Here is a 16,098-nt window from a genome sequence, read left to right as displayed (position 1 = left end):
GCCCGCCGCTTGGTCACATTGCTGTCAGGGATGTGTCAGTCGCGCAGCAGATCGTTGATGCCGGTTTTGGAGCGCGTGCGCTCGTCCACTGTCTTCACAATCACCGCGCAGTAGAGATTGACGCCGTTCTTGGACGGCATCGACCCGGCCACAACCACCGAATAGGGCGGCACTTCGCCGTACATCACTTCGCCCGTCTCGCGATCGACGATCTTGGTGGATTGGCCGATGAACACGCCCATGCCCAGAACCGCGCCTTCGCGCACAATGCAGCCTTCGACGACTTCCGAACGCGCACCGATGAAGCAGTTGTCTTCGATGATCGTCGGACCCGCCTGCATCGGCTCCAACACGCCGCCAATGCCGACGCCACCAGACAGATGCACGTTCTTGCCAATCTGTGCGCAGGACCCGACCGTGGCCCATGTATCAACCATCGTTCCGCTGTCGACATAGGCGCCGAGGTTCACGAAGCTTGGCATCAGTACAACGCCGGGCGCGATATAGGCGGACTTGCGAACAACGCAGCTTGGCACAGCGCGGAAACCGGCCGCACCCCACTCATCGTCGCCCCAGTCCTTCCACTTGCTGTCGACCTTATCCCACCAGGCACCGCCTTGGGCCGACCCGGTCTGCCGTTCCATGTCTTTCAGACGAAAGCCCAGAAGCACGGCCTTTTTCGCCCATTGGTTCACATGCCATGTGCCGTCTTCACCACGTTCGGCGACGCGCAACTTTCCACCGTCAAGCGCATTCAGCGTGTCTTCGATGGCATCACGGCTTTCGCCCGTTGTGGCGGGCGTGATCTGGTCGCGGGTTTCCCACGCGCTTTCGATGGCGGTTTCAAGTTGGGCGTTGGACATCTTGGTTTCCCCTTGGGTCTAGCGTTGTCGCGCCATTTAGCCTGCGCCGCGCAAAAGGGCAATCAGTCGAAGGGGCCGGGCGCTGGATTGGCGCCGCAAACGAGGACGGCAACGGTCTCGTTTTTTGCCGGCTGGTAGGCCGCGGACATCAGCGCGGCCAAGGCCGCAGCACCCGCCGGTTCAACCCATTGGCGGCAGGTCTTCCACAGAGCGGCTTGCGCTTTGGCGATAGCCTCATCGGTCACTGTGACAGTGGCGATTTGATGCTTTGTCGCCAGATCGAAGCAGATCTGTCCAATCTGGCGCGCACCCAGCGCATTGGCCGCAATCCCGCTGACCTCGACGTCTACAGGCCGGCCCGCAGCGATTGCCGCGTTAAGCGTCGGAGCCAGTTCGGGTTCGACCGCGACGATATTGCGCCGCCCCTGCAACCACGCGAGCGCGCCACCGATCAGACCGCCGCCGCCAACCGCGATCAGGATCGTGTCAGCATCAAGGTTCTGGGATTCCCACTCGCGGAGAAGTGTGCCCTGCCCCGCCACGGTCATCGGCGCATCATAAGCGTGGATTTGCATCGCGCCGGTTTCGACTTCAAAAGCCATCGCCGCTGACAGGGCCTCTGCATACGTGCCCGAAACGACGTGGAGGTCTGCGCCGGTTTCGCGGATCAGAGCAATCTTCGACGGGCCTGCAAGCTCAGGCACATAGATCGTCGCCTTGTGCCCCAAAGCGCGCGCGGCATACGCAACCGCGGCCCCATGATTGCCACCCGACGCCGCAACGACACCTGCTTTTGGCACGCCCGACGACAGCAATGTGGTGAAAGCACCGCGCACTTTGAAACTGCCGGTGGCTTGTGTGTTCTCAAGTTTCAGCGCGACTTCACGGCCCTGAATGAGGCCAGAGGTTTCAAGGATCGGTGTGCGATGAATATGGGGTTCTATAAGCGTCCCTGCGCGTGCGATTTCTTCGACTGTTGGTGCGTTCACGGTAGGAATTCCCCCATTGGACAAGCTTCGACCTTCCTGCCATGCAAGGGGTCCGAGTGACAAGGAGCCGCCCCATGATGGATGATCATCGCCACAGATTTCGCGACGCACACCAAGACATCGAAACCGCAAAGGGCATCCCCGATACGCCACAAACGAGGTCGCCGTCCTATGCCTTGGCTTTTGCGGATCCGGAGTTTCTGTGCCGCGAAGAATTGCGACCTGTGCGGCTTCAGCTTGAACTGTTGAAGCCCGAGATGCTGATGGCGGAATACGGGATCAAGTCGACCGTGGTGCTGTTTGGCGGCGCGCGCATTCCTGACCCGGTTAAAAAAGATAAAGCGCGCACGAAGACCTTGGCAGATTTGTCGACGTTTTACGATGAGGCGCGCGAGTTTGCGAAGATCATCACCGAACGATCCATGGCCGAAGGCAAGGGCGAGAACGTCATCGTCACCGGTGGTGGTCCCGGCGTGATGGAGGCGGGCAACCGCGGTGCCGAGGACGCGGGTGGCGTGTCGATTGGTCTGAATATCGTGCTTCCGCACGAGCAGGCGCCGAACTCTTATGTGACGCCGGAACTGGCATTCAATTTCCACTATTTCGCGATCCGAAAGATGCATTTCCTGATGCGCGCATCAGCAATTGCGGTGTTCCCTGGCGGCTTCGGTACGCTTGACGAGCTGTTTGAGACGTTGACCCTGATCCAGACAGGACGGATGGAACGCGTGCCATTTCTTTTGTTCGGTCGGAAGTTCTGGGAAACGATCATCAACTGGGATGCTTTGTCCAAAGCAGGCACGATTTCTGCGGACGATATTGACCTGTTCCGCTTCGTGGATACAGCGGATGAGGCGATGGAATGTATGGACAACTGGCACCTGCCAGCCACCAAACGGGATGGCATACCGGGACGGTAAGGCCTTGCATCCGTGTGGGCCAGTGATCACTTTAAGATTGGGTAGCGACGAAGGATCTTGAGATGAATTTGATTGCATTTTTGATTATCGGCGGCCTTGCCGGCTGGCTGGCCTCGAAGTTCATGAACAAAAGCTCGGGGCTTTTGTTGAATTTGCTGGTTGGCATTGCCGGCGCTTACATCGGTGGGTTCTTAAGCGGCGCTGTCGGGCTTTCGGCAACAGGCATTGTCGGCGAGCTGATCGTCGCGACAATCGGCGCTGTGGTACTTTTGTGGGTGATCGGACGGCTTAAGAAAGCCTAACCCAAGCCCGCCTCAGCCGCGATTTCTTTGCGGGATTTACGCTCGCGTTCTGTCGCCGACTTCAACTGACCGCAGGCCGCCATAATATCTTCGCCGCGCGGTTTGCGGATAGGAGACGCGTAGCCCGCATTGTAGATGATGTCGGCGAAGGCCTTGATGCGCGACCAGTCAGAACGCTCGTAGGGTGCACCTGGCCATTCGTTGAACGGGATCAGGTTAATTTTGGCAGGAATGCCCTCGATCAGCTTGATCAGACGGCGGGCGTCTTCGTCGCTATCGTTCACGTCTTTTAACATCACATATTCAAACGTTATGCGTTCCGAATTCGACACTTTCGGATACTCGCGCAGCGCTTCGACAAGATCGGCAATGGGCCAGCGCTTGTTGATCGGAACCAACTTGCTGCGAATTTCGTCTGTGGTGCCATGGAAGCTGATGGCAAGCATGCAGCCGATCTCGGTCGCTGTGCGGGCAATTTCGGGGACAACACCACTGGTCGAGAGCGTGATGCGGCGGCGGCTGAGGGAAATGCCCTCGGGGTCCATGGCGATCTTCATCGCGTCGCGGACGTTCTCGAAGTTATAAAGCGGCTCGCCCATCCCCATAAGGACAATGTTCGACAAGCGGCGCGGGCCGGAGTCGCCCGTGCCCTGCCCCGGTGCGGGCCATTCATTAAGATCGTCGCGCGCCACCATGATCTGACCGACGATCTCGCCCGCAGTCAGATTACGCACCAGTTTTTGCGTGCCGGTGTGACAGAACGAACAGGTCAGCGTGCAGCCAACCTGACTGGAAACGCACAACGTGCCGCGATCAGTTTCCGGGATGTAGACGACCTCGACTTCGTGGCCACCAGCGATCCTAACGAGATATTTGCGCGTTCCGTCTTCGCTGACCTCGCGCGTAACGACCTGCGGGATGGCAAGGACGAAGTTGTCTGCAAGCAACGCGCGATAGTCCTTAGAAAGGTTCGTCATCTCAGCAAAGTCGCGCGCGCCCCAATGGTAAATCCACTGCCAAAGCTGGTTCACACGCATCTTGGCCTGCTTTTCAGGAGTGCCGACAGCAATCAGCGCGTCTTTCAATTGCGGGCGGGTCAATCCAACAAGGTTTACAGGCCCCTCGGGGATTTTCCGGGGGATCGTCAGAACGTCTTGCGTGATCGGTGCATCAGTAGCCATGGCCGTTATCCTTTGGTCAAGCTGGGGATATAGGCGAAGCGCAGGCGATACCCAAGGGGAAAGCCCGGCTAGGTCAGCCGGCGCAGTTCGTCTCGGCCTGTTCGATCATTGCGGTCGCACCCAAAAGCGAGAATGTGTCCTTTGTCTGCGTGCCGCGCGACGAGCGCGCGGTCAATACTGCGTTTGTGCCGCGCTTCATGGCTGTCACGATCTTCTGGTCGTCGGCGGGCGTTGCAGGCCAAGCGTAGTCGCCTTCGGAAAAAAGCTCGAAACTTAAACCGGCGACTTCCATCGTCACGGTCGAGCCTTCGGCGAAAGGATAGCCGCCTGTGAAGCTGACTTCGCCAGCGATGTTTTGTGCTGGACGATACGTCACAAACAACAGGATATCGCCCCGACGGACTGAAACACTGCGCCCATCGCGAGTGTTTGTAGTCTCTTTCGGCGCAGTTACGGCCCAGCATTCCTTCGGGTCTTCGCCTTCGAACACGGCCCAGTCGGTGTCTGCCGCCACGCGGTTCGTGACCTCCTGAGCCATTGCGCCACTTGCGGAAAATACCAGAAAACTTGCGGAAATCATCGCCTTTATCGGTGCTGTCATAGTCTTTGCCTTTTGCCCTTCGCCCCCGCTCGCGCCCTTATTTACTGGGGTCGGCAGGTCGTGAATGCCCCTTATCAATTTGGCATGAATAGCGTATCTCGGCGTAAAGATGGAACCCCCTGCGGCGGAAATTTGCCGTGAAGCATTTGCGAGCTCTTTCATGGCGGATGCTGGGCTTTTGGCGCAGGCCACACGCGGACCCTTTGTAGAGTCTTCTCACCTTGGTCATGCAGTGATTGCGCGGGCCGATGGGTCGATTGTGGAAAGCTGGGGCAACCCGGACGAGCTTGTTTTTGCACGCTCATCTGCGAAAATGATCCAGGCATTGCCTTTGGTTGAAAGCGGTGCGGGCGCGGGGCTGACGGCTGAGCAACTGGCGCTGGCTTGTGCGTCGCACGCCGGCGAGCGCGTGCATCTGTCGCGGGTGAACCGGTGGCTGGATGATCTGGGTCTTGATGATCACGCTTTGTGCTGCGGACCCCAAGCGTCGAGCGATCCGGATTTTGCCAACCATATGATCCGGCAGGGTACGGATTTACCACGCGCTTTGAACGAGTGTTCGGGCAAGCACGCGGGCTTTTTGACGTTGAACCAGCACTTGGGTGGCGGTGCGGGTTATGTCGACCCCGATCATCCGGTGCAAAGGGCGGTACGCGAGGCGTTCGAGGACGTGACGGGGCGCGACAGCCCGGGGTTTGGAATTGACGGGTGTTGTGCGCCGACCTTTGCGACAGCCCTACGCGGTGTGGCGCGCGCGATGGCAGTTTATGCAAGTGCGGATGGAAAGTCCGATGCGCGATCAAAGGCGGCGGTAGCATTGCGCGATGCGCTGATCGCGTACCCCGATATGGTTGCGGGAACCGGGCGCAATTGCACGCTTTTGATGCGGGCGGCGTCTGAGCCTGTGGCCGTGAAGTACGGCGCGGAAGGGTTCTTTGCGGCAATGTTGCCGCGCCAAAACCTTGGGATCGCGTTGAAGGTCAGCGATGGCGCGATGCGAGGGGCCGCGGCTGCGATTGCTGCGCTTTTGGTGCGGCTTGGTGCGTTGGACCCCGGCCATCCGGTTGTCGCGGATTTTCTGGAGCGCCCCGTAAAGAACCGCGATGGTTTGGTGACTGGCGTTGTGCGGCCAGCGGCGGGCTTGGCGGGCTAGAAACCCCGGGTCAGACGAAATCTGATTTGGCATAGCCTTGCAGGTAAAGAAGTGCCGTGAGGTCGCCGTGGTTGACTTTGATCGGGGCGGCAGCGGCGACAGTGGGTTTTGCGTGAAGTGCGACCCCCATTCCGGCGTGGTGGATCATGGCCAGGTCATTCGCTCCGTCTCCTACAGCGACGGCATCTTCGGGAGAAATGCCGAGGCGCGCTGTGATCTCGTTCAGGGCGTCGACTTTGGCCTCCTGCCCAAGGATCGGGCGTTGGACGTATCCCGAAAGCTGGTCGCCATCTGTCAGCAGCGTGTTGGCGCGGTTTTCGTCAAAACCAAAGCGGGCGGCGATGGCGGAGGTGAATTGCACGAAGCCACCGGAGACGAGGGCCGCGTATGCGCCGTTGGCCTTCATCGTGTTGAGGAGGATTTCGCCGCCTGGTGCCAGCGTGATGCGGGTGTCGAGGACGGTTTGGATGACCGACAGTGGCAGGCCTTTCAGGAGGCCGACACGTTCGTCTATGGCGGCCTCGAAGTTCAGTTCTCCATTCATCGCGCGGGCCGTAATGTCGGCGACGCGTTCGCCCACGCCAGCTTCTGCCGCCAGTTCGTCGATACATTCCTGACCGATCATCGTGCTGTCCATATCGGCGATCAGAAGGCGCTTTTTGCGGCTCTCCGCAGGAACTATATTCAGGTCGACGCCTATCGCGGCGAGGTTCGCGCGGACCATTTCAAAATTGGAAGGTATTGTTTCAACAGGGAATTCCGCGGCTTCATCGGGTGCCAGCCATTGCGCGGAGCCCGCGCCGAACGCCGTTTGTAGCGACGTGACAAGGGCCGGGTCAAGTTTTCCGGGGGCGGCGATAAGAGAGATAGCTTGCATGTCAGATCCGGGATTTCCGATGATAAACAGGTCCGGTTTTACAGCGACCCTTTTTCGCCCTCTACCGTCATATTGGCGCTTGCGAAAGCCCCCGTGCGTCCGTAAATCTGTCGGCGGGACACCCTTCCCCAACGAAGGGCGCTTATCTGGAAGGATAGCAGCAATGGCTACGAACACACCGGCAACGCGGCCGGCTAATCCGCGTTTTTCATCTGGCCCTTGCGCCAAGCCCCCCACATTTACGCTTGAAGCCCTGGCGGATGCCCCGCTTGGTCGATCGCATCGTGCGGCTGTCGGCAAAGCCAAGTTGAAGGCCGCGATTGAGCGAACCCGCAGCATTTTGGGCATACCTGAAGATTATTTGATCGGCATTGTTCCAGCGTCCGATACCGGAGCTGTTGAGATGGCGATGTGGAACTTGCTGGGCGAACGCCCGGTTGAAATGCTGGCTTGGGAGAGCTTTGGCGCGGGATGGGTCACCGACGCTGTGAAGCAGCTGAAACTGGATGCGACTGTGCATACAGCGAACTACGGCGAGATCGTTGATTTGGGAGCCGTAGACTGGGACCGTGACGTGGTTTTCACATGGAACGGCACGACAAGCGGTGTGCGGGTGCCTGCGTCTTTTGATATTCCGGTCGACCGTGCAGGACTGACGATCTGCGATGCAACGTCTGCAGCTTTCGCGCAGGATTTACCTTGGGACCGCTTGGACGTTGTCACCTATTCCTGGCAAAAAGTGCTGGGCGGCGAAGCGGCACATGGAATGATTATTCTGTCTCCACGTGCTGTAGAGCGTCTTGAAAGTTATACACCTTCCTGGCCGCTGCCGAAGATTTTCCGTCTAACCAAGGGCGGCAAGGTTATCGGTGACATCTTTGACGGCGCGACGATCAACACGCCGTCGATGCTCTGCGTTGAGGATTACCTGAACGCCTTGGATTGGGCGGAAAGCGTTGGCGGTCTCGCCGGATTAATCGGCCGCGCCGATGCGAATGCGAGCGTGATCCATGCGTTTTGCGAGGCGCGCGCCTGGATCGATAATCTGGCGGCGGACCCTGCATTGCGCTCGAACACCAGCGTCTGTCTGAAGTTCACTGATGCGCGAATCACCGATGGCGTTACATTTGCCAAGGCCGTTGCAAAGCGGCTGGAAGCGGAAGGTGTGGCCTTGGATATCGGGGCGTACCGCGACGCGCCTGCGGGACTTCGGATCTGGTGTGGGGCGACCGTTGAAACCTCGGATCTTGAGGCCTTGATGCCGTGGCTTGATTGGGCATTCGAGACCGAGATTGCCGCGCTTTCCGTCGCAGCATGAGCATATGGCGGGGTGATCCCCAGCCGACCAGATAATTTTAAAATTTAGGGCGGGAGTGATCCTGCCACTCCGAAGGACTAAACACATGCCTAAAGTACTTGTATCGGACACGCTGTCCGAAACCGCCGTTCAGATTTTCCGCGACCGTGGGATTGATGTTGATTTTGAACCCGGCCTTGGCAAGGACAAGGATCGGCTTCTGGAAGTCATCGGTCAGTATGACGGTCTTGCGATCCGCTCGGCCACGAAAGTCACCGCAAAGATTTTGGCGGCAGCCACAAACCTCAAGGTCATTGGCCGCGCCGGGATTGGGGTCGACAATGTCGATATTCCGGCCGCCTCGAAAAAGGGTGTGATCGTGATGAACACGCCGTTCGGCAATTCGATCACGACGGCGGAACATGCCATTGCGATGATGTTTGCCGTTGCGCGGCAAATCCCCGAAGCAAGTGCCTCAACCCATGCGGGCAAGTGGGAAAAGTCACGGTTTATGGGGGTTGAGCTGACGGCCAAGACGCTTGGTGTGATCGGCGCCGGCAATATTGGCGGGATCGTTTGTGACCGTGGGCGGGCGCTGAAGATGAAAGTCATCGCCTATGATCCGTTCCTAAGCGAAGACCATGCCGCGAAACTGGGTGTGACGAAAGTTGAGTTAGATGAGCTACTGGGACGATCCGATTTCATCACCTTCCACGTTCCGCTGACCGACAAGACGCGCAATATCCTGTCGCGCGAAAACATCGCCAAGCTAAAGCCCGGCGTACGGATTGTGAACTGCGCGCGCGGTGGTTTGGTCGACGAGGAAGCCTTGGCCGAGGCGTTGAAAGACGGTCGCGTGGCCGGTGCTGCGTTTGACGTCTTTGCAGTGGAGCCTGCCACGGACAGCCCCCTGTTCAATCTCCCAAACGTTGTTGTGACGCCACATCTTGGCGCTGCCACGACCGAAGCACAGGAGAACGTGGCGCTTCAGGTGGCCGAGCAGATGTCGGATTATTTGCTGACAGGCGCGGTGTCGAACGCGCTAAATATGCCGTCGGTCACGGCGGAAGAAGCCAAGGTCATGGGGCCCTGGTTGAAGTTGGCCGCACATCTAGGTGCGTTTGTCGGGCAACTGACGGACGAACCCGTGCGCGCGATCAATGTCCTTTACGACGGACAAGTAGCCCAGATGAATACAGCGGCCTTGAACGCAAGTGTCATCGCCGGGATCATGAAAGCCGCGAACCCCGACGTGAATATGGTGTCGGCACCGATCATCGCGAAGGATCGTGGTATTGATATTTCGACCACAACGCAGGACAAAACAGGCGCGTTTGATGCCTATATCAAGCTGACAGTGGTGACGGACGAGCGTGAACGGTCAATTGCGGGGACGGTTTTCTCAGACGGTAAGCCTCGGTTCATTCAGATTAAGGGCATCACCATCGACGCCGAAGTGGGTGCGCACATGGTCTACACCACGAACGAGGACGTGCCCGGCATAATCGGCGCGCTTGGTAACACGATGGGCGCACACGGCGTGAACATCGCGAACTTTACGCTGGGTCGCTCGGTCAAAGGGCAGGACGCAATCGCGCTTTTGTACGTCGACGAGGCCGTGCCGGATCAGGCGATTAGAGCTTTAAAAGAGACGGGTTTGTTCACCCAAGTGCGCCCGCTGCAGTTCGAAGTCGAGTGACCTCTAAGCCATTTTGAAACTTTTAACGGGGCAGGACGAGTATGAAACTTCTTGCCCCGACCAAAGGCCGGACCTAAGCCCATCTCATGAGTGACCGAGTTTATGCCATAGGCGATGTACATGGCCATCTGGAGCAACTTCAGATCGCCCATCGTCGCATTGCGATTGACGCAGCCTCGAGCAGTGGCACGTCTCCGGTTATTCATATCGGCGACTTGACGGACCGCGGGCCGAATAGCCGCGGTGTTATCCAGTTCCTGATGGACGGGATGGATGCCGGTGCGGATTGGTTGGTCGTCAAAGGCAACCACGACCGGTTCTTCTCGAATTATATGCGGACCGGCGAAGTCACCGACGCCCGGTTACGCAAAGATCTGAATTGGCTCAGCCCATCGATGGGTGGGCGGGATACCTTGAAGTCCTACGGCATCGAAAAGCGCACGCTTGAGGGGGCTGCAAAGTTTCATGCGCGCGCGAAGAAAGCGGTACCCGAGGCGCATGTGGCATTCATCGAGAAAATGCCTTTGTATCACCGCCTGGGGGATATGATTTTCGTCCATGCGGGAATTCGACCCGGATTTTCTATGGATACGCAGGACGAGGACGATCTTTTGTGGATACGTGACGAGTTTTTGTGGCGGTTGGAAAGCCATGAGGCCTTGATCGTGCATGGCCACACGCCGATTGACGAGCCGACCCATTACGGCAACCGCGTGAATATCGACACGGGCGCAGGATATGGTCACGAGCTTGTGCCGGTGGTGTTTGAAGATGGCGCGTGCTTTGCGCTGACCGATGACGGGCGCGTTCCGGTCGAAGCGCACTAGCGATCTTTGCACACCCACAGGTGCCATGCCGCAGGAGCAGCACTTCCCCCAAGAAATGCAAAGGCGATCACGCCAGGTTCCACAGCGACCATATTTATCTGGACGCCCTTTATGGCAAGCGCCACGCCACAAAGCGCAAGTGCGGCGATGGATGCCCAGAAGCGAAACAGGAATTCACCGCGCATGGGGCCGTATTTCACGCCCAATAGGCCCAAGCCGAAGGCCCCCGGCCACAGGTCAGGTAGAAATCATCAAGCTGACGCGGTGGGATCCCGGCGTCTGACAGTTGCACATGCGCCTGGCCACAGTGGTGGGTTTGGTGCTGGACCAGATGCGCAAGTAGCGCGACGACGGTTTCCTCGACCGGGCCGCTTGCGCGCTCCGTCACCCGCATTTAGGCAACTATATTGTCAGTTATTTTCCCGCAGAGTGTGGTGAAGCGCAGGTCGGCTTCATACTGCTTTTGTCCAAGCAAGGACGGGTCGTCGATGTCCGGGCCGTCAGAAACGGATCGACCGAAATCACCGCTTTCCAGTACATCGAGATAGTAAAGATCGGCCGCATTGATGTGGTTGAGCGTTTACGACAGCCAAGAAAAGGACCCCGGGCGCGCAGCGGTGAAGGTATCGGGCGGCAACGTTTGTACCGACTTGTAATGCGTAGCGTTCGCCCAGGCACGATTAAGGGCCATCGCAAGCAACGGCGCTTTTTGTGCATTCATCCGGTCAGACCTTTTTTGCTGGACGCATTGATGATGCCGTGATTCTTTTAGGTCATGCAACGCGCGCTGACACCTTATGCCGCCACGGCGCTGATCCTTGTGACCATGGCGGTTTGGCTGTTGTGGATTGGACGCGAACCGATCTGCACCTGTGGAGTGGTGAAGCTTTGGCACGGGCAAACCATGTCGAGCGAGAACTCTCAGCATTTGTCGGACTGGTACACGCCAAGCCACATACTGCATGGCATTCTGTTTTACGGTCTGCTTTGGCTGATGGCCCGGCGCGTTTCCGTGCCTTGGCGACTGTCGATTGCCACGCTGGTCGAGGCCGCTTGGGAGATCGTCGAGAACTCGGATACGATCATCGAACGCTACCGCGCCGTGACGATTTCACTAGATTACTTCGGTGACTCTATTGTCAATTCGATCGCGGATGTTTTGGCAATGTGGGTTGGCTTCTGGCTTGCCGGACGGCTACCGGTCTGGGCAAGCGTGCTGATCGTGTTCGTCTTTGAGGGCGTGACCATGTGGGTTATCCGCGACGGGTTGGCGTTGAACATCATCATGCTTTTGTACCCGCTTGATATCATCCGCGACTGGCAGAGCGTCGGTTAGGGATCAAGTTGCAAAGTCTGGTCGATAGCGCCGAAAATCAACTGACCGGTTTCATCTTCCATCCAGATACGCACGCGGTCGCCGGTCGTGAGGAACGGGGTTACGGGCGCGCCGTTCAGGATCGTCTCGACCATGCGCTGCTCTGCGATACACGAATATCCGCGCCCGCCTGCGGCAACCGGTGTGCCGGGGCCTCCGTCCGGACCACGGTTCGACACAGTACCCGACCCGATGACCGTCCCTGCTGGCAGGTCGCGGGTCTTGGCAGCATGCGCGATCAAATCACCGAAATCGAAAGTCATATCCACGCCGGCATTGGCGCGCCCGAAGGGCGCGCCGTTCAGATCGACGTTCAACACACCGTGCAATTTGCGCCCGTCCCAGCCCGGAAGTGCGTCGGGCGTGACGGCGACAGGGGAACAGGCAGAAATGGGCTTGGAATGGACGAAACCAAACCCCTTGGACAACTCGTCAGGAATCAGATTGCGCAAGGATATGTCGTTCAAAAGCATGACGTAGGCCACACATCCCGCAGCTTCTTCGGCTGAAATACCTTGATGAACCTCGGTCGTGATAACCGCAATCTCAGCCTCAAAATCAACGCCCCAGCCGGCCTGCCCCCTGATCACATCACCAGCAGCGGCAAACACCGACAGGCCCTGATACATCAGCGGGTCTGTCCAGAATCGCGCAGGCATTTCCGCGCCGCGCGCGCGGCGAACAAGATCAACGTGGTTTACATAAGCCGATCCATCAAGGAACTGGTGACCGCGCGGCAACGGCGCGGCACACTGTGTGAGATCAAAGGCGTGGTCCGTGACCTCCGGTACCAGCCGATCCAAATCAAGCGCGGCCTGCAATGTCGCGTCTGTACACCATCGACACGTTTTCAGATTGTCAGAGACAACAACCAACCGCCCGTCCCGGCCTCCAAGACCCAAAGTTGCTATCTTCACCGTCTGGTCCTTCTTTCTGATCCTTCTTTGGGTTCAAAAATCCTGGGTGAGCCGCTTTTGGCGGCGAGGCAAGCGCCCCTATTTCCCGCGCTTCTGCCACCAGCGAAAGCCAACGATCAAGGCCACCGTCGCAATCGCCCAGAAAATCATATCGCCCATGTCATTTCTCCCCTGCGGATCCGTCGAATTTCTTCTCCAGCGACGTCCAGCAGTCAATATAATCATCCTGCAACGGAGCTTCCTCTGCGGCGAATTCTGTCAGGTGTTGCGGAAAACGCGTTTCGAACATGAACGACATGGTGTTTTCCAACTTGGCAGGACCAAGGTTTGATTCGGTCGCTTTTTCAAATGCATCACGGTCCGGGCCATGCGGCAGCATCATATTGTGCAAGCTCATACCACCCGGAACGAAGCCCTGTGGTTTCGCGTCGTATTGCCCGTAGATGTTGCCCATCAGCTCGGACATGACATTCTTGTGGTACCACGGCGGGCGGAAAGTGTTTTCGCTGACCAGCCAGCGCTCGCGGAACAACACGAAGTCGATATTCGCCGTTCCGGGATGCGATGAGGGCGCAGTCAAAACGGTGAAAATCGACGGATCCGGATGATCGAACAAGACTGCGCCAACCGGGCAGTAGGTCTTCAGGTCGTACTTCATTGGAGCGTAGTTGCCGTGCCACGCGACGATATCAAGCGGGCTTTGTGGGATGGGCGTTTCGTGGAATTGCCCACACCATTTGATCGTTAGCTTTGAGGCTACCTCCCGGTCCTCGAATGCCGCCACGGGCGCCTTGAAATCTCGGGGGTTTGCCATGCAGTTTGCGCCGACAGGGCCGCGTCCGGGCAATTCAAACTTCTGGCCATAGTTTTCGCAGACGAACCCACGGGCCGGGCCCTCAAGCACTTCGACGCGGTAAACAAGGCCGCGCGGCATGATTGCAATTTCCTGGGGGGCAAGGTCAATGATGCCAAGTTCTGTGCAAAATCGCAGGCGTCCTTCCTGAGGCACCACCAGAAGCTCGCTGTCGGCCGAGTAGAAATAGGCGTCCACCATGCTGTCAGTCACAAGGTAGATGTGGCTGGCCATACCGACCTGTGTGTTGACGTCTCCGGCGGTGGTCATAGTGCGCATCCCCGTGAGCCAGGTGAGGCGCTGATCGCCGTGGGGCACCGGGTCCCAGCGGTACTGACCAAGGCTGATCACGTCTTCGTTGATGTGTGGCGCGGTCTTCCAATACGGCAGATCGACCTTCATGTAGCGCGCGGAATGCTTTACCGATGGGCGAATACGGTAACACCACGTCCGTTCAGGGCGCACATCCGTGAAAGCGGTTCCCGAGAGCTGTTCGGCGTAGAGCCCGTAGTTCACGCGCTGTGGGGAATTCATGCCTTGCGGCAAGGCATCTGGCAGCGCCTCGGTTTCAAAATCATTCCCAAAACCGGGCATATAGCCCTTAATTATGCCGTTTGAGGCGTCCGCTTGGGTCAGTCCGGACAGGTCGGGTTTGCTAGTCATTTCAGGCGCTCCACAAGGCCCGTAGAGTATATCGTTGCGCGTGCAACGATGTCAATTCATGAGGCCTTCGCCAGCCTTTAGCGCGGGGCTCACAGAGCGTTCCCTGTGAACCTTGCCGGACGGTTTTGCTCTGATTAAAATTGTAGCGGTCAAGGCTGAAGGCGAAGGGCCGCAAGGCGAAAACAAAAGCCGTCGATGATCGATTATCTTGGGTTTCAGGCGGCAAGTTGTATTCTGGTGCAGGCCAGCGTCCGGTCAATTCTGGGGATCCGGGTGGCGGCCCATCGTTCGGATATCCTGTTCGTCGTCTATGCTTACAGGGAAGAACTACCGCCCGCTCTGGCCCTGAATAGGGTGCTGATCGTTACGAATAGCTAGAATGTTACGATGGGGTTTCTGCAGTTTCGCGCCCACCGGCCCTGCGGTCGGGTCAGGTCCAATCCAGTACAATCTTGCCGGATTGCCCGGATTTCATTGTCTCAAAACCCATCCGGTAATCATCAACCGACATGCGATGCGTGATGACGTTGCGCACATCAAGTCCGTTTTCCAGCATGGCGATCATCTTGTACCAGGTCTCAAATATTTCACGGCCGTACACGCCTTTCAGGGTGATCGCCTTGAACACGATGCGCGACCAATCGACAGGAGATTTCCCCGGCGGGATGCCCAGAAGCGCAATGCGCCCACCCATCACCAGCGCTTCGACCATCTGATCCATGGCGCGTTGATTGCCAGACATCTCAAGGCCGACGTCAAAGCCCTCTTTCATTTTCAGCTTTGTGATTACATCGTGCAAATCTTCTGTCATTACGTTCACCGGGACTACGTCTGCGACCCTTTGGGCAAGCGCCAGACGATCTGGATTGACGTCTGTGATCACAACGTGCCGCGCGCCAACGTGACGAGCGACGGCGGCGGCCATGATCCCGATCGGCCCCGCACCGGTGACAAGAACGTCCTCGCCCACAAGATCGAAGCTGAGGGCTGTGTGAACTGCATTTCCCAGGGGATCAAGGATGGCACCGATCTCGTCGTCGATAGCGTCGGGAAGGGGAACGGCGTTAAATGCCGGAAGGCGCAGGTATTCGGCAAATGCGCCTTGTTCATTAACGCCGATCCCCCGCGTTTGCGGGTCGAGGTGGAACTTTCCGGCGCGGGACTGGCGGGAATGCTTACCGATCAAATGTCCTTCACCCGAGACCCTTAGGCCAAGAGTAAGGTCGGTGACATTGCGGCCAAGTTCGACGATCTCACCGGCAAACTCGTGGCCCGTGATAAGCGGCACAGGAACCGTCTTGGCCGCCCATTCGTCCCAGTCCCAGATATGGATGTCGGTGCCGCAGATACCAGTTTTCTTGATGCGGATCAGCACATCGTCTGCGCCTATCTCAGGCACCGGCGCGTCGATCATGTCGAGGCCCGGTGCGGCGGTTGTCTTGGCAAGGGCTTTCATCTGGTTGGTCATCGGCCTGTCCCTGTTTCGCCGCCGGGACAGGGGCGCTGCCCCCAAACCCCCGCAGTATTTTTTCCAAGAAGAAATGCAATTTTAGTCAAATTGCACCTGTTTCGCGTCCAGCT

17 protein-coding genes are annotated in these 16,098 nt (G+C 58.1%); 7 read left to right on the top strand and 10 right to left on the bottom strand.

The features are described from left to right. Positions 1-35 precede the first annotated feature (35 nt). Entirely contained in the window at positions 36-863 is an 828-nt protein-coding gene (gene dapD, locus Q1B15_RS06720) for a 2,3,4,5-tetrahydropyridine-2,6-dicarboxylate N-succinyltransferase (RefSeq protein WP_299751985.1), read from the bottom strand. A 62-nt stretch (positions 864-925) separates the two neighbouring features. Continuing rightward, positions 926-1,852: a threonine/serine dehydratase gene (locus tag Q1B15_RS06715; protein ID WP_299751983.1), complete on the bottom strand. Its 927-nt coding sequence runs from the start codon at positions 1,850-1,852 to the stop codon at positions 926-928. Between the two features lie 74 nt (positions 1,853-1,926). Here Q1B15_RS06715 and Q1B15_RS06710 point away from each other — a divergent pair, with 74 nt between their 5' ends. Both Q1B15_RS06710 and Q1B15_RS06705 read left to right on the top strand, forming a co-directional pair. After that, a complete protein-coding gene (locus Q1B15_RS06710) occupies positions 1,927-2,772 on the top strand; it encodes an LOG family protein (protein WP_299751980.1) in 846 nt (281 codons plus the stop codon). 62 nt (positions 2,773-2,834) lie between these two features. Continuing rightward, entirely contained in the window at positions 2,835-3,074 is a 240-nt protein-coding gene (locus tag Q1B15_RS06705; protein WP_299751977.1) for a GlsB/YeaQ/YmgE family stress response membrane protein, read from the top strand. On the opposite strand, the gene rlmN is transcribed toward Q1B15_RS06705, so the two are convergent. After that, a complete protein-coding gene (gene rlmN, locus Q1B15_RS06700; protein WP_299751974.1) occupies positions 3,071-4,255 on the bottom strand; it encodes a 23S rRNA (adenine(2503)-C(2))-methyltransferase RlmN in 1,185 nt (394 codons plus the stop codon). The genes Q1B15_RS06705 and rlmN overlap by 4 nt on opposite strands. A gap of 73 nt (positions 4,256-4,328) precedes the next feature. Beyond that, positions 4,329-4,856: a hypothetical protein gene (locus tag Q1B15_RS06695; RefSeq protein WP_299751971.1), complete on the bottom strand. Its 528-nt coding sequence runs from the start codon at positions 4,854-4,856 to the stop codon at positions 4,329-4,331. Positions 4,857-5,016: 160 nt separating this feature from the next. Between Q1B15_RS06695 and Q1B15_RS06690 the strand changes: the two genes are divergently transcribed. Continuing rightward, complete coding sequence (locus Q1B15_RS06690) at positions 5,017-6,009, top strand: asparaginase (RefSeq protein ID WP_299751968.1); 993 nt, start codon at positions 5,017-5,019, stop codon at positions 6,007-6,009. A 10-nt stretch (positions 6,010-6,019) separates the two neighbouring features. Here Q1B15_RS06690 and serB read toward each other — a convergent pair whose 3' ends face one another. Then, positions 6,020-6,886 (bottom strand): phosphoserine phosphatase SerB, encoded by an 867-nt coding sequence (gene serB / locus Q1B15_RS06685; RefSeq protein WP_299751965.1) that lies wholly within the window; start codon positions 6,884-6,886, stop codon positions 6,020-6,022. 163 nt (positions 6,887-7,049) lie between these two features. Here serB and Q1B15_RS06680 point away from each other — a divergent pair, with 163 nt between their 5' ends. From Q1B15_RS06680 to Q1B15_RS06670, 3 genes are all read left to right on the top strand, one after another. Beyond that, on the top strand, positions 7,050-8,204 hold the full coding sequence (locus tag Q1B15_RS06680) for a phosphoserine transaminase (RefSeq protein WP_299751963.1): 1,155 nt from the start codon (positions 7,050-7,052) through the stop codon (positions 8,202-8,204). 85 nt (positions 8,205-8,289) lie between these two features. Then, the gene (serA, locus tag Q1B15_RS06675; RefSeq protein WP_299751960.1) at positions 8,290-9,882 is read left to right on the top strand and encodes a phosphoglycerate dehydrogenase; all 1,593 of its coding nucleotides are present in this window, start codon (positions 8,290-8,292) and stop codon (positions 9,880-9,882) included. 86 nt (positions 9,883-9,968) lie between these two features. Continuing rightward, positions 9,969-10,709: a metallophosphoesterase gene (locus Q1B15_RS06670; protein WP_299751957.1), complete on the top strand. Its 741-nt coding sequence runs from the start codon at positions 9,969-9,971 to the stop codon at positions 10,707-10,709. On the opposite strand, the gene Q1B15_RS06665 is transcribed toward Q1B15_RS06670, so the two are convergent. Continuing rightward, positions 10,706-10,909: a hypothetical protein gene (locus Q1B15_RS06665; protein ID WP_299751955.1), complete on the bottom strand. Its 204-nt coding sequence runs from the start codon at positions 10,907-10,909 to the stop codon at positions 10,706-10,708. The genes Q1B15_RS06670 and Q1B15_RS06665 overlap by 4 nt on opposite strands. Next, on the bottom strand, positions 10,906-11,103 hold the full coding sequence (locus Q1B15_RS06660) for a DinB family protein (protein WP_299751952.1): 198 nt from the start codon (positions 11,101-11,103) through the stop codon (positions 10,906-10,908). The genes Q1B15_RS06665 and Q1B15_RS06660 overlap by 4 nt, the downstream gene beginning before the upstream one ends. Before the next feature lie 381 nt (positions 11,104-11,484). On the opposite strand from Q1B15_RS06660, the gene Q1B15_RS06655 reads away from it, so the two are divergent. Then, positions 11,485-12,045 (top strand): DUF2585 domain-containing protein, encoded by a 561-nt coding sequence (locus Q1B15_RS06655; RefSeq protein ID WP_299751950.1) that lies wholly within the window; start codon positions 11,485-11,487, stop codon positions 12,043-12,045. Here Q1B15_RS06655 and Q1B15_RS06650 read toward each other — a convergent pair. The 3 genes from Q1B15_RS06650 to tdh all read right to left on the bottom strand — a co-directional run bounded on the left by Q1B15_RS06650 (position 12,042) and on the right by tdh (position 15,985). Continuing rightward, complete coding sequence (locus Q1B15_RS06650; protein ID WP_299751947.1) at positions 12,042-13,001, bottom strand: fumarylacetoacetate hydrolase family protein; 960 nt, start codon at positions 12,999-13,001, stop codon at positions 12,042-12,044. The genes Q1B15_RS06655 and Q1B15_RS06650 overlap by 4 nt on opposite strands. Before the next feature lie 160 nt (positions 13,002-13,161). Then, positions 13,162-14,448, bottom strand: coding sequence for a homogentisate 1,2-dioxygenase (gene hmgA / locus Q1B15_RS06645; protein ID WP_299751988.1), 1,287 nt, complete (start codon positions 14,446-14,448; stop codon positions 13,162-13,164). Between the two features lie 499 nt (positions 14,449-14,947). Next, on the bottom strand, positions 14,948-15,985 hold the full coding sequence (gene tdh, locus Q1B15_RS06640) for an L-threonine 3-dehydrogenase (protein ID WP_299751944.1): 1,038 nt from the start codon (positions 15,983-15,985) through the stop codon (positions 14,948-14,950). Positions 15,986-16,098: the final 113 nt, after the last annotated feature.

The sequence above is a fragment of the uncultured Boseongicola sp. genome (assembly GCF_937988555.1).
Classification (GTDB): domain Bacteria; phylum Pseudomonadota; class Alphaproteobacteria; order Rhodobacterales; family Rhodobacteraceae; genus Boseongicola.
This window is presented reverse-complemented; position numbering and strand designations above follow the sequence as displayed.

Bases quoted from the DNA above. Each gene is read 5' to 3' on its own strand.
- Q1B15_RS06705 (WP_299751977.1), top strand. From the start codon at position 2,835: ATGAATTTGATTGCATTTTTGATTATCGGCGGCCTTGCCGGCTGGCTG.
- Q1B15_RS06655 (WP_299751950.1), top strand. From the start codon at position 11,485: ATGCAACGCGCGCTGACACCTTATGCCGCCACGGCGCTGATCCTTGTG.
- serB (WP_299751965.1), bottom strand. From the start codon at position 6,886: ATGCAAGCTATCTCTCTTATCGCCGCCCCCGGAAAACTTGACCCGGCC.
- Q1B15_RS06660 (WP_299751952.1), bottom strand. From the start codon at position 11,103: ATGCGGGTGACGGAGCGCGCAAGCGGCCCGGTCGAGGAAACCGTCGTC.
- hmgA (WP_299751988.1), bottom strand. From the start codon at position 14,448: ATGCCCGGTTTTGGGAATGATTTTGAAACCGAGGCGCTGCCAGATGCC.
- rlmN (WP_299751974.1), bottom strand. From the start codon at position 4,255: ATGGCTACTGATGCACCGATCACGCAAGACGTTCTGACGATCCCCCGG.
- tdh (WP_299751944.1), bottom strand. From the start codon at position 15,985: ATGACCAACCAGATGAAAGCCCTTGCCAAGACAACCGCCGCACCGGGC.
- dapD (WP_299751985.1), bottom strand. From the start codon at position 863: ATGTCCAACGCCCAACTTGAAACCGCCATCGAAAGCGCGTGGGAAACC.
- Q1B15_RS06695 (WP_299751971.1), bottom strand. From the start codon at position 4,856: ATGACAGCACCGATAAAGGCGATGATTTCCGCAAGTTTTCTGGTATTT.
- Q1B15_RS06710 (WP_299751980.1), top strand. From the start codon at position 1,927: ATGATGGATGATCATCGCCACAGATTTCGCGACGCACACCAAGACATC.
- serA (WP_299751960.1), top strand. From the start codon at position 8,290: ATGCCTAAAGTACTTGTATCGGACACGCTGTCCGAAACCGCCGTTCAG.
- Q1B15_RS06690 (WP_299751968.1), top strand. From the start codon at position 5,017: ATGGCGGATGCTGGGCTTTTGGCGCAGGCCACACGCGGACCCTTTGTA.
- Q1B15_RS06680 (WP_299751963.1), top strand. From the start codon at position 7,050: ATGGCTACGAACACACCGGCAACGCGGCCGGCTAATCCGCGTTTTTCA.
- Q1B15_RS06670 (WP_299751957.1), top strand. From the start codon at position 9,969: ATGAGTGACCGAGTTTATGCCATAGGCGATGTACATGGCCATCTGGAG.